Genomic DNA, 15565 nt, shown 5'->3' with positions numbered 1-15565 from the left:
CTCCGCTCGTCCGGGGACCGGCCCCGCGGCCTCGCGTGGGCGGCCATCCCGTCCTCCTCAGAGCGCGTCCTTGCCCTTGCGCTCCTTGAACACGCCCAGCGGGAAGTAGGGGATCATCTCCCGCTCGATCCGCCGCACGGCGTCCAGGGGCTTCATGCCCCAGTTCGTGGGACACGCCGAGAGGATCTCCACGAACCCCATGCCCTTTTCCTCGAGCTGGGTCTCGAACGCCTGGAACACGGCCTTGCGGGCCTTGGCGAGCCGCGCCGGGGTGTCCACGGCCACCCGGGCCGCAAACCCCACCCCCTCCAACTGGGCGAGCATCTCGGTCATCTTGATGGGGTAGCCGTCCTGCCCGAACTCCCGACCGTAGGGGCTGGTGGTGGTCGGCTGGCCCAGCAGGGTGGTGGGGGCCATCTGGCCGCCGGTCATGCCGTAGACCGTGTTGTTCACGAAGATCACGCTCAGGTTCTCGCCCCGGTTGGCGGCGTGGATGATCTCGGCCGTGCCGATGGCCGCCAGATCGCCGTCGCCCTGGTAGATGAACACGAACTTGTCGGGGTTCGTGCGCTTGATCCCCGTGGCCACGGCCGGCGCCCGGCCGTGGGGCGACTCGACCACGTCGATGTCGAAGTAGTCGTAGAGGAACACGCTGCACCCCACCGAGGCGGCTGCGATCGTGCGTTCGCGCACCCCGAAGTGGTCGATCGCCTCGGCCACGAGCCGGTGGATTACCCCGTGGTGGCACCCCGGGCAGAAGTGGAACGGTTTGTCGGTGAGGCTCTGGGGCTTGGTGAACACGGCCTTCATGCCGCCTCCTCCCCGGCGGGCAGCCGGCGCACGATCTCCTCGTAGATGTCGTCGGGGCTCGGCAGGTATCCTGGCGGGTACCCCGCGAAATGGACGGGCACCCGGCCTTCCACCGCGAGGCGCACGTCCTCCACCATCTGGCCGGTGTTGAGCTCCACGGTCAGGAGGGGCACCCCCTGCTCCGCCACCTGCCGCACCGCCTCGTCGGGAAACGGCCACAGCGTGATCGGCCTTACGTACCCGACCCTTCGGCCCTCGTCGTTTAGCCGGTCCACCGCGCTCTTGGCGATCCGGGCGGCCGAGCCGAAGGCCACCACCGCGATCTCGCAGCCCTCCGGCACCTTGACCTCGGCCCGGGTCTCCTTTCGCTTGATCTCCTCGTACTTCTGGGCGAGTTTCCAGTTGTGCTCGGCGAGCTCCCCGTCCCCCAGGTACAGCGACTTGATCCGGCGGCCCGGCCGGCCCGCCGCGCCCGTGGCGGCCCACTCCTCCTTGGGGAACGCCTGGGGCTCCGGCTCCCATTCCTCCAGGGGTTCCTTCATCATGCCCACCATGGCGTCGGCCAGGAGCATCACAGGGGTCCGGTACTCGTCGGCCAGGTCGAAGGCCAGGATCGTGAGATCGTACATCTCCTGGACCGAGGCCGGGGCGAGCACGATGGTACGGTAGTCGCCGTGGCCCCCGCCCCGGGTGGCCTGGAAGTAGTCGCCCTGGCTCGGGGCGATGCCCCCCAGCCCCGGCCCCGAGCGCTGCACGTTCACGATGACGCCGGGGATCTCGCTCCCGGCCATGTAGCTGATGCCCTCCTGCTTCAGGCTGATGCCCGGGCTCGAGGAGCTCGTCATGGCCCGCTTGCCGGTGGCCCCCGCGCCCAGGAGCATGTTGATCGACGCGATCTCGCTTTCGGCCTGTACGAACTGCCCGCCGACCCGGGGGAGCACCCCGCTCAGGTACTCCGGGATGTCGCTCTGGGGGGTGATGGGGTACCCGAAATAGTACCGGCACCCGGCCGCCACGGCGGCCTTGGCTATGGCCACGTTGCCCTTTTCGAAGCTCACCTTGCGGTCGCTCATTTCCAAACCTCGATCACCACGTCGGGGCACATGCGGGCGCAGATCGCGCAGCCGGTGCAGGCCTCCGGGTCCTTGAGCCCGACCGGCTGGTATCCCTGGGGGTTCAGGCGGTCGGTGATCTCCAGGCACTCCCGGGGGCAGAACTCCACGCAGATGCCGCAGCTTTTGCAGCGCTCTTCCCGTATCACCAGTTTGGGCATGCTTCTCCTCCACGGCTTGGAGCCGCGGACCTTACCAGCCGAGCGGTTGGGGTGTCAATCGGCCTGGCCCTCCGAAACCCAGCATTTCATATCATCAAACCCCACGCCGGACCGCCTGCACAAAAGGCGGTCGTGAACCCCTTTACAAGTGGGGCCGACCTGCTATGTTGGATTTTCAGAACTTTGTTTCACACAGCGAGCGACACGCTTCATCTAGGAGGTGGACCATGGCCCGACGCGCATCGACCCGCGCCCCGAAGATCCGAGCCCCCTTGCCCGTGATGATGCGGCTCAGGGGCCTTGCGCCCGAGGTCGCCCGGTTCGTGACCGAGGTGGGGGAGTCGGTGGAGGCGGTGCCCTGCGGGAACGCGGTTTGCGCCCTCGTGGGGTCCCCGCCCGACGAGTTCCGGATCGTGTGGATCGACGCCGGCGGTCGCCGGTGCCTCGACGACGAGGTGCCCCCCGAGCGCCTGGAAGAGATCCGGGCCCGGATCCGGGAGGCCTACTTCCACACGCCCTGGGACGTGCGGTACCTGAGCGAGGCAGGAAAACGCACGTTTCTCGTGGCCGTGTCGGACGAACTGGCCCAGGCCGTGCGAGAGGCCTGCGGCGCGGCGTTGGCGTAGGGGAAGTTGGGCCGACGGGCCGATCGCCGCGAACCGGGTTGGCGGAACCGAACGGCCCCGGGAGGTTCGTGCTACGAGCGGGTTTGGCCGCGGATGAACTCCGATAGGGGCTGATTTCTCGGGTTTATCTGTGGAAATCCGTGTCCATCTGTGGCTCTCCCCCTTCCCGATTCAGGTCCGCTCCTCCCCCGTGTCCGGGTCGATCCGGAGCGAACCCCACCGCAGCGCCCCCACCCGGTCCGGGGGCACGGGCGTTCGCATCCACCACCCGTCGGGGTCCACCCGGCTCACCGCCCCGAGCCCCAGGCACCACCCCGCCCGGTCCAGCACCCCCACGAGCCGCCCCGGGAGGGGCCGGCCCATGCCGTAGACCGGCAGATCCGGGGAAACGCGAATCTCCCCGGCGCCCTGGAAGTGACTCCGGAACCGGGCCGCCCGCGAGGCGGCCCGCTCTTCGAAGGACCTCTCCCGCACCCCCTCCGGCGGCGACCGCCGCACCACCCGAAACCGGGGATCCCGTTCCATCGGGCCCGCAACGGGCTCGAGTTCCCGGTCCCGCTCCAAGGCCACCACAGCGCACGGGGCCAGGGCCTCGGCCTTCCAGGTCTTGAGCGCCACCCCGCCCTCCGAGGGCGCCACGAGCCCGGTGGTGTCCACCACGATCCGCCGGCACCCCCGTTCCCGGGCCCGGGCCGCGAGCTTCGTCACCCCGACCACGGTGGGGAGCATGTGGCCCCGGGGGCTCGTGCTGCCCACGAACCACCGGGCCTCCACCCGGGGTTCGCCCCCCTCCCCACAGATCACCAGGCTCTGGACCGTGGGCGGCCCCCAGGCGCCCTGGCCCACGTCGGCATCGACCCACCCCACCCGCTCCCCCGCCCGGGTCCAAGCCTCCACGAGGGTGCGGACGGTCGTGGTCTTCCCCCGGTCGGTGCGGCCGATCACGAGCACCGTGGGGGCCTCGCCCACAAGTTCGGCGATCTGTCGCCCGCTCCTGGTCATCGGGCCGCCCCCCGGGCCAACACCTTCCCCAGTTCGAACGCCTCCCGGTTCGCCTCGAACCCCGGCAGCCGCTCCCGTACCGTGTCGAGAAGCGCCTCGTCCGGCACCGGCAGGTTGCCCAGGGCCGCCGCGAGCCCCAGGGCGATCACGTTCACCTGCCGCAGCGACCCGAACCGCTCCCGGCAGGCCGCCTCGAGCCCCACGAAATGCACCCGCGGCGTGACCCGTTCGATCCCCTCTCGGATGCTCTCCAGGCTCGGGTAGGCGGCCGTGCCGAGCCGCACCGCCGTGGGCACACGGGGCGCGGTTTCGCTCACGACCACCGTGTCGGGGTTCATGAGGGGAAGCGACCGCAGGGCCTCCAGGGGCTCGAGGGCCAAGACCAGGTGTGCCCCGCCCCGGGGGATCAGCCCCGAGAACGCCTGGCACCGGGGATCATCGAGCTCGGCCCCCTCGAGAACCCGGTAGCGCACGTGGGACGTCACCCGGCCCTCCCGCTGGGCCCCGCCCCGGCGCTCGGCGCCCGTGACCTCGACCCCGGAGCGCAGGGCCGCGAGCTTCAGGAGCGTGCCCAGGGTGATCACGCCCTGGCCCCCGATGCCGGCGATCAGGATGTCGTAGCGCCTCATGCCGCCCCCTTTCGCCGGATCCGGGTCGTGGTGATGGCCGAGTTGGGGCAGATCTCCTCGCACACCCCGCAGCGCTGGCACAGCCCCGGGTCGATGACATAGACGGGCCCGTCCGGGGTCTCCTCCTCCCGGATCGCGGGGCAGGCGAGCTCCCGGTAGCACCGGTGGCAGCGCTGGCAGCGCTCGGGGTCGAGGTCCACCCACTCCTCGGCGGCCGGCGGGGCGAGCTTCCGGCGGCGCTCGGCCTGCAGCGCGCACTCGCCCTCCACCACGATCACCCGCACGCCTGACCCCGAAAGGGCCTCCCGCAGGAGCACCTCCAGCGGCCGCACCCGGAACGCATCGGCCCGCCGCACCCACTCCACCCCGAGGCTTCGGACGAACCCCACGAGTTCCACGGCCTTGCGGGGGGTGCCGTCCACCAGCCGGTCGGTGGTGGGGCTCGGCTGGTGCCCGGTCATGGCGACCCACCGGTTGTCGAGGATGAGGAGCACCAGGTCCGCCCCGTTCTGCACGGCATTGAGCAGCGTGGGCACCCCCGAGTGGAAGAACGTGGAGTCCCCCACCAGGGCCACCACGGGCTGGTCGGTCACCTGGGCCACGGCCTGGCCGCTCCCGGCGCCGCAGTTCATGCAGGTGACCCAGTCCGACACCCGAAACGGCGGGAGCACCGACAGGGTGTAGCACCCGATGTCCCCGGCGAACACGGTGTCGGGCCCGGCGGCCTGTTTGAGGGCGTAGTTGGTGCCCCGGTGGGGGCACCCGGGACAGAACGCCCCCTGCCGGGGGGGCACCTCGGCCGCCACTGCCTCCCACGCCTCGGCCCCCCTCGTGCGGGACGCCGGCACCGGCCGGCCCAGGGCCTCGGCCAGGCCGTCCACCACCCGGTCCACGTCGATCTCGCCCGCGGCCGGGAAGAGCTCCTTGCCGACGATGGGCGTGCGCACCCCGGCGTCGTAGGCCCACCGCTTCGCCTGGAACTCCAGGAACCCCTCGAGTTCCTCCACGAACACGGCCCGGTCGAGCCCGGCCAGAAACCGGGTGACCACCCCGGGATCCAGCGGGTAGCTCAGCCCCACCTTGAGCACCGGCACGTCCCGGAGCCCCAGGATCTCCAGGGCCTCCATGGCGTAGGCGAAGAGAAGCCCCGAGCACACGAGGCCCACCCGGCCGCTCCCGGGAATCACCCGGTTGAGCCCCAGGCTCGCGGCGTCGGCCCGCAGCCGCTCCACGTTCGCGAGGCAACGGCCGTGGTTTTTCACCGCGGAGTCGAAGAGGTTGAGGAACCGCTCGGGGTTTCGCTCGAACCGGCCCCGGTAGGTCACACGCTCCGGCAGCGTCCCGAGCCGCAGGGTACCGATGTTGTGGCAGAGCTTGGAGGGGGCGTTCACCACGAACGGCAGGTCGTAGGCCTCCGAGAGCTCGAAGGCCCGGCGGGTCATCTCCTTGGCCTCCTGGATGTCGGCCGGCTCGAGCACGGGCAGGTGGGTGTGGAGGCTGTACCACCGGTCGTCCTGCTCGCCGGTCGAGCTCGTGGCCCCGGGGTCCGACCCCAACACCACCACCATGCCGGCCCGCACCCCGGTGTACCCGGCGAAGTGGAACGGCTCGGCGGCCACGTTCATGCCCACGTGTTTCATGGCCACCATGGAACGCACCCCGGCCCACGAGGCCCCCATGGCCCCCAGGGCGGCCACGTGCTCGTTGGTGCTGATCTCGGCGTAGAGCCCCGGGAACGCGGCCCGGAGATCCTGGAGCGCGGTGCCCACCTCGCTCGCGGGGGTGCCCGGGTAGGTGGAGAAGTACCCGAGCCCGGCCTCGAGCCCGCCCCGGGCCAGGGCCTCGTTGCCCATGGCCAGGATGGCCCGGCCGGCCTCGGCCGATGCGAGCGGGTTCACGGCCCGGCATCCAGGGGCTCGATCTCGGCCCCGTGGCGAAGGATCCGAAGGCCCTCCACGGCGACGGCCTCCTCCCCGGCCGGCAGGATCCAGCGGGTCACCCCGGCCTCGGCGAGCGCCCGGGCCCGGGCCCGTTGGGCCGGGGTGGAAAGCCGCCCCGTGGCCCAGAGCTCGAGGCCCACGCCGGCCCGCCGGAGTTCCCGGGCCAGCACCAGGGGATCCAGGAAATACACCGGCGCGTCCCCCGGGTCCCCCAGGCGCCCGGTCAGAAGGAGAAGCCCCCGGCACCCCAGGGCCTCGGCCCCCCGGGCCTCGGCCAAGAGCGCCGCCCGGTTCCGGTCGCGGCACACGAGCGGCACCACCACCGGCCGCTCGGGCCGGTCGAGGAGGACGCCCGCCGCGAGCGCCAGGGGGTGCACGCCCTCCCCCGGGTCGTCGAACGCGACCCCGACGCCTTCGGGGAGCCCCCGGAGGCGTTCCCACACCGCCCCGGCCCCGTCGGCCGACGACACGGCTCCCACGGCCACCCACCGTTCGGCGCTCATCGTCCCCTCCCTCCCGTGGACCGGGGCCGCCGGGCCGGCGGCGCGGGCGTCCGGGCCCGCTCGAACGCCTCGGCCCGGCCCAGGGCCTCCAATCGCTCCCAGATCAGCTCCCACACGCAGTCGCGGCCCGGGTCTGCCTCGCAGCCTCCGCCGTTGGCGTCTTCGCACGGCCCGTTCCGAAGGCTTTTCGGACAGCCCGTGACCGGGCACAGCCCGGCCGTCTCGTTGAGGAGGCACTCCCCGCACAGGGCGCACTGCTCGTGGAACACCCCCACCCTCTCCACCGTACCTACGAAATGGGCGTCGAGCCCGGCCACCACGGGCTTGCCCACGAGCTCCGCGACGGCCTGGGCCCCGCCCCCGCAGGCGAGACACACGACCCCGTCGGCCGCCTCGAGCTCCCGGGCCACCCGTTTGAGGTCCCGCCGGGTGAGCCGCCGGTCGCAGGGGCTGGGCAGGTCCAACCGGGCCAACACCTCGAATCCCTCGGCCTCCATCCGCTCGGCCAGGTCGTCCACCTGGGCCGACCCGCCCGTCTGGCACACGGCCGCGCACTCGGCGCAGCCCACGATCACCCAGCGCGCCCCGTCCCCCAGGGCGAACCGGACCTCCTCCCAGGGCTTCGGCGTGGTCACGACCATGGCTGGCTACCTCCGTTGGGGGGGAGAACCGTGCGGACGCGAGGACGCGTGGACGTGCGGGCGCTCGAACTACCGCAGGTCGTTGGTCGCGGGTCGTATGTCGTACGCCGCTACCCCCCTATACGACCCACGACGAACGACCTCCGACCTGCGGAAGTCCACGCGACACACGGCAGTCCCCCCATTCCCGATTCACGGCGGTTGAGCGTCCCACCGTCCCAACGTCCTAACGTCCGCACGTTCAATAGCACCCCGGCTCCGGGGCGGTCAACGCGGGCAACGGGGCGCCTCGCTTGACTCACGGACCCAAGGGCGTAGAATGGCGCCGCTTTTTGCCCGGAAACCCGAAGGCCGGCACCGACCCGATTCCGACACCCGTGCGCCTTTCTAACCTCTCCGTTGCCGCCGTGCTGGAGCGGGAACTCCACCCGACCCAGCTCCTGGTGCTCTCATTCGCGGCCGCGATCTTCGGGGGCGCCGCCCTCCTCATGACCCCGTGGGCCACCACCGGGCCCCCCCTGGGGTTCGTGGACGCCCTGTTTACCGCCACCTCGGCCACCTGCGTGACGGGCCTCGTGGTGGTGGACACGGGCACGGCCTTCACCCGGTTCGGCCAGGGGGTGATCCTCGCCCTGATCCAGCTCGGGGGGCTGGGGATCATGACGTATTCGAGCGTGTTTCTCCTGCTCGCGGGCCGGGGCCTCTCGTTCCGGGGGGAGGCCCTCGTGGAGGAGACCCTGGGCCGCAAGCACCGCACGAGCCCCCGGCGGCTCGTGCGCGACGTGTTCCGCTACACCATGCTCATCGAGGCCGCGGGCGCGGCCGTGCTCTACGTCGCGTTCCGACGGGTTCACCCCTGGGACGAGGCCCTGTGGTCGGCCGTGTTCCACAGCGTGTCGGCGTTCTGCAACGCGGGGTTTTCCCTCTACGCCACAAGCTTCGTGGCGTTCCGGGGCGACTGGCTTTTGAACCTCACCATCATGCTCCTGATCACCCTAGGCGGGCTGGGGTTCCTCGTTCTCGAGGACCTGGCCGACGCCTGGGCCGACCGCCGCGCGGGCCGGCCGGCCCGGCTCGGACTCCACACCAAGGTGGTGCTTGCGACGTCTGCAGTCCTCACCTTCGGCGGCGCGGCCGGCGTGTGGTTCTTCGAGGCCCCCAACACCCTGGCCGGGCTTCCGTGGCACGAGCAGGTGCTGGCGAGCCTGTTCCAGTCGGTCACCGCGCGGACGGCCGGGTTCAACACCCTGGACTACGGATCGCTTACCAACACGACGCTCTTTTTCACGATCCTCCTCATGTTCATCGGCGCGAGCCCGGGCTCCTGCGGCGGCGGCATCAAAACCACGACCTTCGCCGTGGTGACCGGGCTATTCCGCGACCGGCTCCGGGCCCGGGAGCGGGTGAGCCTGTTCCGACGCACCCTCCCCGAGGCCACCGTGGCCCGGGCCGTATCGCTCCTGATGGCCTCGTTCGCGTTCGTGACCCTCGTGATCTTCGCCCTCCTCGCCACCGAGATCGGACCGGTGCCCCACCGAAGCGGCGGGGGCACGTTCTTGGAGATCTTTTTCGAGGCGGTGAGCGCGTTCGGCACCGTGGGGCTCTCCACCGGCATCACCCCCACCCTGAGCACGGCCGGGCGCCTCCTTGTCACCTTCACCATGTTTGTCGGCCGGGTGGGCCCGCTCACGCTCGCGATCGCGGTGGGCCGGAAGCGCGAACCCGGCCGGTTCCTGTACGCCGAAGAGAACCTGATGGTGGGATGATGGACAAACGATTCGCCGTGATCGGGCTCGGGAACTTCGGCATGGCCCTGGCGGTGGAGCTCGCCCGGCTGGGCCGGACCGTGCTGGCGGTCGACGCCAACCCCGAGCGGGCCCGGGAGGCCCAGGCCTTTGTGGACCAGGCCGTGGTGGCCGACGCCACGGCCATCGAAAACCTGAAAGCCCTGGGCGTGGAGAAGGTCGACGTGGCCACCGTGAGCCTGGGCGGCCGCATGGAGGCCTCGATCCTGGTGGTATTGCACCTCACCAGGCTCGGGGTGCCCGAGATCGTGGCCAAGGCCCTGAGCGAGGACCACGGCGAGATCCTGCGGCGCGTGGGGGCCACCCGAATCGTGTTCCCCGAGAAGGAGATGGCCCACCGGGTGGCCGAACGGGTGAGCTCCCGCAACGTGATGGACTACCTCTCGCTGGCCTCGGGGTTCGGGGTGCTCGAGCTCGCCCCCCCGAAGGAGATGGTGGGGAAAACCCTGGCCGAGCTCGATCTCACCCGCCGGTTCGGGGTCCAGGTGGTCGCGGTCAAGGAACTCATCCCCGAGCAGGTCCACATCGCGCCGCCCCCGGACCGGGTGGTGAAGGACAGCGACATCCTCGTGGTGTACGGCCCCGAGGAGGCCGTGCGCCGGCTCAAGGAAGCGTGAGATGGAACGCCGACGGTTCGCCGTGATCGGCCTCGGAAACTTCGGGTCGTACCTCGCCCGGTACCTCTACGAGATGGGCCACGACGTCCTGGCCGTGGACCGCAACGGCAAGGCCGTGGAGGCGGTGGAGCCCTACTGCTCGGCGGCCCGGGTGGCCGACGCCTCCGACAAGGAGGACCTCCAGGCCGCCGGGGTGCACAACGCCGAGGTGGCCGTGGTCGCCCTGGGCACCCGGATCGACTCCTCGATCCTCGCCACCCTGTTCCTCCGGGAGTTCGGCGTGAAGGAGATCCTGGTGAAGGCCATATCCCACGACCACGCCCGGATCCTTTCGCGCATCGGGGCCACCGAGGTGATCCAGCCCGAGCGCGACATGGCCGTGCAGGTGGCCCAACGCCTGGCCGAACCCGACGTGCTCGACCGGTTGCCGTTTCTCGAGGGTTACGTGCTGGTGGAGCTCCGGGCACCGAAGGCGCTGTGGGGTCGCAGCCTCTCCGACGCCCATCTGCGGCGGAAATGGGGGCTCTCGGTGGTCCAGGTGCGGCGGTGGGAGGGGGGGAAGGAACAGGCGATCTTCGCCGGGCCCGACACCGAACTGCGGCAGGGCGACGTGCTGGTGGCCCTCGCCAAGCCCGAGGACGTGGAGCGGTTCCGCCGGGAGAACCCGGGATAGGCCCGTCCTTCGCGTTGACCGGTTCTCGGGGCATCAAGTAGCATACGGCCCTCCCGCGGCGTGGAAGCCCCCTGGGCCCCTGAGGGGCCGTACAACGCCTGGGGGAATCGAAAAGGGGGCGATTCCCCGATGTGGGAGCGCCTTCCATGGCGCGATCCGGGCCAAACGCCCCGGCGGGTGCGCAGCGGCCCCACGATTCCCGATTCACCGTTCACGGCAGTTGAGCCGCCCAGCCGTCTCGCCCGAACGAAAGGTCTTCCCATGTGGGTCAACGAGGCGCTGTTCCACCGGATCCAGAGGCTCCCGCCCTATGTGTTCAAGGTGGTGGACGACCTCAAGATGGAGGCGCGCCGCCGGGGCGAGGACATCGTGGATCTGGGCATGGGGAACCCCGATCGACCCACCCCGCCCCACATCGTGACGAAGCTCGTCGAGGCGGCCCAAAAGCCCAGGAACCACCGGTACAGCGTCTCGCGGGGCATCTACAAACTCCGGCTCGCCATGGCCAACTGGTACGAGCGCCGCTACGGGGTCGCGCTGGACCCTGAAACCGAGGTCTGCGTGACCCTGGGGGCCAAGGAGGGGCTCGCCCACCTCGTGATGGCGATTCTGGCACCCGGCGATGTCGCGTTCGTGCCGAACCCCACCTACCCGATCCACTCCTACTCGGTGGTCCTGGCCGACGGCGACCTGCGGGCCATCGAGCTCGGCGAGGGGGGCGACGAGTTCCTGGAGCGCCTGGAGCGGGAGATCAAGAACGTCTGGCCCCGGCCCAAGCTCCTCATCCTGAATTTCCCCCAGAACCCCACCACCCAGGTGGCCGACCTCGGCTTTTTCGAGAAGGTGGTGGCGTTTTGCCGGGAGAACCGGATCCTTCTCATCCACGACCTCGCCTACGCGGACATCTGTTTCGACGGGTACCGGGCGCCGAGCATCCTCCAGGTGCCGGGCGCCAAGGACGTGGCCGTGGAGTTCACGAGCCTGTCCAAGAGCTACAACATGGCGGGCTGGCGGGTGGGGTTCTGCGTGGGGAACCCGGCCATGGTGAACGCGCTCACCCGGATCAAGTCGTACCTCGACTACGGGATGTTCCAGCCGATCCAGATCGCCTCGGTCATCGCCCTCGACGAGACCCCCGACGAGGTGGTCCAGGAGATCGCCGAGGTGTACCGGGTGCGGCGCGACAAGCTGGTGGAGGGGCTCCACCGCGCCGGGTGGCCGGTGGAGAAGCCCAAGGCCACCATGTTCGTGTGGGCCCCGATCCCGGAGCCGTTCCGGGAGATGGGAAGCCTCGAGTTCGCCAAACTCCTCCTGCGGGAGGCCAAGGTGGCGGCGAGCCCAGGCCTCGGGTTCGGCCAGTACGGCGACGGCCACGTGCGGTTCGCCCTGGTGGAGAACGAGCACCGGATCCAGCAGGCCGTGCACGGCATCCGGGGCATGATGCGCAGACTGGCGGGATAGCAGCGGGCAAGCTGGGAGGCTGGGAAGCTAGGAGGCTAGGAGGCTGGGACGTTCCGTCTGCACGTCCGCGCGTCTTCCCGTCACCGATCACGCGTCACGGCAGTTGAGCCACTGATCCACACAGATTCACGCAGATCAAAAAATCCCCATCTGTGTCCATCTGTGCAAATCTGTGGCCAAACGTTCAAGACCCCAGACACGGAGACCAACGCATGAACGAGATGGGTGTCGGACTCATCGGGATGGGCACCGTGGGCGCCGGCGTGGTGCAGGTGCTCCAGGAAAACGCGGATGAGATCGCCCGACGGCTCGGGTTCGGGCTGCGGCTCGTCAAGGTGGCCGACAAGGACATCACCACCGACCGGGGCGTCACGGTGGACCCGGGCGTGCTCACCACCGACGCCCGCGAGGTGATCGGCAACCCTGAGATCCAGATCGTGATCGAGCTCATCGGCGGCTACGAGCCAGCCAAAACGTTCCTCCTGGAAGCCATCGCCGCCGGCCAGTCGGTGGTCACGGCCAATAAAGCCCTTCTGGCCGTGCACGGCGACGAGATCTTCGCCGCGGCCCGGGCCAACGGCGTCGACGTGGGGTTCGAGGCCAGCGTGGGGGGCGGGATCCCGATCCTCCGGGCCGTGCGGGAGGGGCTTGCCTCGGACCGCATCGACCGGGTCTACGGCATCTTGAACGGCACCACCAACTACATCCTCACCGAGATGAAGGAGAAGGGGGAGTCCTTCGACCGGGTGCTCCGGGAGGCCCAGCGCCTGGGCTACGCCGAGGCCGACCCCACCTTCGACGTGGAGGGCGTGGACGCGGCCCACAAGATCACGATCCTCGCCTCCATGGCCTTCGGGTGCCGGGTTCCCTTCGACCGGGTGTTCACCGAGGGCATCCGGGATCTGACGCCCCAGGACATCCAGTACGCCCGGGACTTCGGGTACGATATTAAGCTGTTGGGCATCGCCAAGCGGGACGGCGGCCGGGTGGAGGTGCGGGTCCACCCCACCATGATCCCCTCGGACCACCTGCTGGCCGACGTGCGGGGCGTCTACAACGCCGTGTTCGTGGAGGCCGAGTTCCTGGGGCCCACGCTCTACTACGGCCAGGGGGCCGGCCGGCGGGCCACGGCGAGCGCGGTGGCGGCCGACGTGGTGGACATCGCCCGGAACCTGGCCCGGGGGGCGGCGTGCCGGGTGCCGGCCCGGGCGTTCCCCGAGGACGCCCTCGGGCCCGCCGATCTCAAACCCATCGAAGAGGTGGTCTGCCAGTACTACCTGCGGTTCACGGCGCTGGACCGCCCCGGGGTGCTCTCGAAGATCTCGGGCGTGCTGGGGTCCTACAACATCTCCATCGAGAGCGTGGTCCAGAAGGGCCGCGACGCGGGCCAGGCCGTGCCGCTCGTCATCATGACCCACGAGGCCCGGGAGGCCGACGTGCGCCAGGCCCTGGGCGAGATCGACTCCCTGGGCGTGACCCTCGGCCGGCCCTCCCTCATCCGGATCGAGAGCGCCCTGTGAAGATCGTGATCCTCCTGGGGGACGGCATGGCCGACCTCCCCCACCCGGACTACGGAGGCCGTACGGCGCTCGAGGCCGCCCGCACCCCCGAGATGGACGCCCTGGCCCGGGCCGGGGCCCTGGGCCTCGCGCGCACCGTGCCCGAGGGCTTCCCCCCGGGCTCCGATGTGGCGAACCTCTCGGTGCTCGGGTACGACCCCGCCCGGTGCTACACGGGCCGGGCGCCGCTGGAGGCCGCGGCCATGGGCGTGGAGCTCGGGCCGGCCGACGTGGCCTTCCGCATGAACCTGGTCACCCTGCTCCCGGGGGTGGACCGGGTGTTCCTGGACGACTTCTCGGCGGGCCACATCACCACCGAAGAGGCCCGGGCCCTGGTGGAGACCCTGGCCCGGGAGCTTTCGGACGACGGGTTCGAGTTCTACCCGGGGGTGGGGTACCGCCACCTCTTCGTGTGGCGAAACGGGCTCGCCGGCGCCGAGACCACCCCGCCCCACGACATCCAGGGCCAGGCGATCCACGAGCACCTACCCCGGGGCGAAGGGGCCGAGACGCTCCTGCACCTCATCACCGGAAGCCAGATCCTCCTCAAGGACCACCCGGTGAACCGGGCCCGCCGGGAGCGGGGCCTCAAGGAGGCCAACTCCATCTGGCTCTGGGGCCAGGGCCGGCGGCCCGCCCTCGAGACCTACCGCGACCGGTTCGGGCTGGGGGGCGCCGTGATCTCGGCCGTGGACCTCTTGAAGGGCATCGCCCGGCTGGCGGGACTCGACGCCCCCCGGGTCGAGGGCGCCACGGGGTACATCGACACGAACTACGAGGGGAAGGTGGAGGCCCTCCTCGGGGCCCTGGAGGCCGGGGACTTCGGGTTCGTGCACGTGGAGGGCCCCGACGAGGCCGCCCACGCCGGAAACGCCGAGCACAAGGTCCGGGCCATCGAGGACTTCGACGCCCGGGTGGTGGGGCCGGTGCGCCGGGCCCTGGAGGCCCGGGGCGAGCCGTTCCGGCTCCTCGTGATGCCCGACCACCCCACCCCCCTTGCGATCCGCACCCACACGGCCGACCCCGTGCCGTTCGTGCTCTACGATTCCGAGGGCCCGGCCGGCCCGGCCGGCGCCGGGTTCACCGAGGCCGAGGCCGAGGCCACGGGGCTTCGGGTGGGCGCCGCCCACCGGCTGCTCGACCACCTCACCGGGAGGGACCGGCTGTGGTGATCGAGACCCCTTACCGGGTGATCTACGGCGATACCGACACCATGGGGGTAGTGTACTACGGCACGTACCTGCGGCTGTTCGAGATCGGCCGAAACGAGTACATGCGGGCCCGGGGCCTCACGTACCGCGAGGTGGAGGAGCGGGGCATCCAGCTCCCGGTCACCGAGGCCCGGTGCCGGTACCTGCGGCCCGCCCGGTACGACGACCTCCTCACCATCGCCACCCGGGTCACCCAGGCCCGGGGGGCCCGGGTGCGGTTCGACTACGAGATCCGCAGCGAGGACGGAACCCTCCTGGCCCAGGGCCACACGGAGCACGGCGCCGTGGGCCCCCGGGGCCGGCCCGTGCGGCTTCCGCCCGACGTCCTCGAGGCCCTGGCCGCGGAGGAGGGGCGGGGGGCGTAGGTCGTGGGTCGCGGGTCGTAGGTCGGGGGTCGTTCGTCGCAGGTCGCAGGTCGCGGGTCGTTGGTCGTGGGTCGCCCGCACGGGGCCGCCCGCCGACTCCGAGGCGATCCCGATTCCCGGAGGCCGCCTAGCCGCCGAGCTGCCTAGCCGCCAGGCAACCCGATGCACGCTCCCGACATCGACACCGCCGCCTACGACTGGACCGCCAAGCTCCTCGGGCTCGCCGAGCGGGTGTTCCGCCTGCGGATCCGGCTGGGGGGCGACCCGGCCCTCCTCGAGGCCGGCGACATCTTCCTCTTCAACCACTTCGCCCGGATCGAGACCTTCATCCCCCCCTACCTGATCCACCGCCACACCGGGGCCCACTGCCGCACCGTGGCCGCGGCCGAACTCGTGCGGTCCACCGGGGCCCTGGGCCGGTACCTCTCGGCCCTCGGCGCGGTGCCCAAC

16 protein-coding genes and 1 pseudogene are annotated in these 15565 nt (G+C 70.9%); 9 read left to right on the top strand and 8 right to left on the bottom strand.

Translation table 11 applies throughout. The annotated features are described in order from the left end of the window. Nucleotides 1–57: 57 nt before the first annotated feature. From ACYQ8L_RS08270 to ACYQ8L_RS08260, 3 genes are read right to left on the bottom strand one after another with little or no spacing between them, the layout of a single operon-like run. On the bottom strand, nt 58–810 hold the full coding sequence (locus ACYQ8L_RS08270) for a thiamine pyrophosphate-dependent enzyme (protein WP_459941311.1): 753 nt from the start codon (nt 808–810) through the stop codon (nt 58–60). Further along, nucleotides 807–1883, bottom strand: a complete 1077-nt coding sequence (gene vorB, locus ACYQ8L_RS08265; protein WP_459941310.1) for a 3-methyl-2-oxobutanoate dehydrogenase subunit VorB — start codon at nt 1881–1883, stop codon at nt 807–809. Before vorB ends, ACYQ8L_RS08270 begins: the two co-directional genes overlap by 4 nt. Continuing rightward, nucleotides 1880–2083 carry a 4Fe-4S dicluster domain-containing protein gene (locus tag ACYQ8L_RS08260; protein WP_459941309.1) on the bottom strand — a complete coding sequence of 68 codons (204 nt, stop codon included), beginning with the start codon at nt 2081–2083 and terminating at the stop codon, nt 1880–1882. The genes vorB and ACYQ8L_RS08260 overlap by 4 nt, the downstream gene beginning before the upstream one ends. A gap of 227 nt (nt 2084–2310) precedes the next feature. On the opposite strand from ACYQ8L_RS08260, the gene ACYQ8L_RS08255 reads away from it, so the two are divergent. Continuing rightward, nucleotides 2311–2709, top strand: a complete 399-nt coding sequence (locus ACYQ8L_RS08255) for a hypothetical protein (protein WP_459941308.1) — start codon at nt 2311–2313, stop codon at nt 2707–2709. Nucleotides 2710–2880: 171 nt separating this feature from the next. Here ACYQ8L_RS08255 and ACYQ8L_RS08250 read toward each other — a convergent pair whose 3' ends face one another. From ACYQ8L_RS08250 to ACYQ8L_RS08230, 5 genes are read right to left on the bottom strand one after another with little or no spacing between them, the layout of a single operon-like run. Next, nucleotides 2881–3711: a Clp1/GlmU family protein gene (locus ACYQ8L_RS08250; RefSeq protein ID WP_459941307.1), complete on the bottom strand. Its 831-nt coding sequence runs from the start codon at nt 3709–3711 to the stop codon at nt 2881–2883. Then, nucleotides 3708–4340 (bottom strand): indolepyruvate oxidoreductase subunit beta, encoded by a 633-nt coding sequence (locus ACYQ8L_RS08245; RefSeq protein WP_459941306.1) that lies wholly within the window; start codon nt 4338–4340, stop codon nt 3708–3710. Before ACYQ8L_RS08245 ends, ACYQ8L_RS08250 begins: the two co-directional genes overlap by 4 nt. Then, nucleotides 4337–6238, bottom strand: coding sequence for a thiamine pyrophosphate-dependent enzyme (locus tag ACYQ8L_RS08240; RefSeq protein ID WP_459941305.1), 1902 nt, complete (start codon nt 6236–6238; stop codon nt 4337–4339). Before ACYQ8L_RS08240 ends, ACYQ8L_RS08245 begins: the two co-directional genes overlap by 4 nt. Continuing rightward, on the bottom strand, nt 6235–6783 hold the full coding sequence (locus ACYQ8L_RS08235) for a methylenetetrahydrofolate reductase (RefSeq protein WP_459941304.1): 549 nt from the start codon (nt 6781–6783) through the stop codon (nt 6235–6237). The genes ACYQ8L_RS08240 and ACYQ8L_RS08235 overlap by 4 nt, the downstream gene beginning before the upstream one ends. Continuing rightward, nucleotides 6780–7424: a methylenetetrahydrofolate reductase C-terminal domain-containing protein gene (locus ACYQ8L_RS08230; RefSeq protein WP_459941303.1), complete on the bottom strand. Its 645-nt coding sequence runs from the start codon at nt 7422–7424 to the stop codon at nt 6780–6782. Before ACYQ8L_RS08230 ends, ACYQ8L_RS08235 begins: the two co-directional genes overlap by 4 nt. Nucleotides 7425–7801: 377 nt before the next feature. Here ACYQ8L_RS08230 and ACYQ8L_RS08225 point away from each other — a divergent pair, with 377 nt between their 5' ends. The 8 genes and pseudogenes from ACYQ8L_RS08225 to ACYQ8L_RS08190 form a co-directional block, all read left to right on the top strand. Further along, complete coding sequence (locus ACYQ8L_RS08225) at nt 7802–9190, top strand: TrkH family potassium uptake protein (protein ID WP_459941302.1); 1389 nt, start codon at nt 7802–7804, stop codon at nt 9188–9190. Next, complete coding sequence (locus ACYQ8L_RS08220; protein WP_459941301.1) at nt 9190–9846, top strand: potassium channel family protein; 657 nt, start codon at nt 9190–9192, stop codon at nt 9844–9846. The genes ACYQ8L_RS08225 and ACYQ8L_RS08220 overlap by 1 nt, the downstream gene beginning before the upstream one ends. Nucleotide 9847: 1 nt before the next feature. Then, entirely contained in the window at nt 9848–10519 is a 672-nt protein-coding gene (locus ACYQ8L_RS08215; protein WP_459941300.1) for a potassium channel family protein, read from the top strand. Between the two features lie 261 nt (nt 10520–10780). Beyond that, the gene (locus ACYQ8L_RS08210; RefSeq protein ID WP_459941299.1) at nt 10781–11980 is read left to right on the top strand and encodes an aminotransferase class I/II-fold pyridoxal phosphate-dependent enzyme; all 1200 of its coding nucleotides are present in this window, start codon (nt 10781–10783) and stop codon (nt 11978–11980) included. A 212-nt stretch (nt 11981–12192) separates the two neighbouring features. Further along, nucleotides 12193–13500, top strand: coding sequence for a homoserine dehydrogenase (locus ACYQ8L_RS08205; protein WP_459941298.1), 1308 nt, complete (start codon nt 12193–12195; stop codon nt 13498–13500). Continuing rightward, nucleotides 13497–14711 carry a cofactor-independent phosphoglycerate mutase gene (locus ACYQ8L_RS08200; protein ID WP_459941297.1) on the top strand — a complete coding sequence of 405 codons (1215 nt, stop codon included), beginning with the start codon at nt 13497–13499 and terminating at the stop codon, nt 14709–14711. Before ACYQ8L_RS08205 ends, ACYQ8L_RS08200 begins: the two co-directional genes overlap by 4 nt. Next, a complete protein-coding gene (locus ACYQ8L_RS08195) occupies nt 14708–15115 on the top strand; it encodes an acyl-CoA thioesterase (RefSeq protein ID WP_459941296.1) in 408 nt (135 codons plus the stop codon). Before ACYQ8L_RS08200 ends, ACYQ8L_RS08195 begins: the two co-directional genes overlap by 4 nt. A gap of 162 nt (nt 15116–15277) precedes the next feature. After that, nucleotides 15278–15565, top strand: a pseudogene (locus ACYQ8L_RS08190) (alpha/beta fold hydrolase); the annotation flags it as partial.

It is taken from the genome of Deferrisoma palaeochoriense (assembly GCF_054656955.1).
Note: the sequence above shows the minus strand (reverse complement) of the source record. Positions and strands in the feature narration are given on the sequence as shown.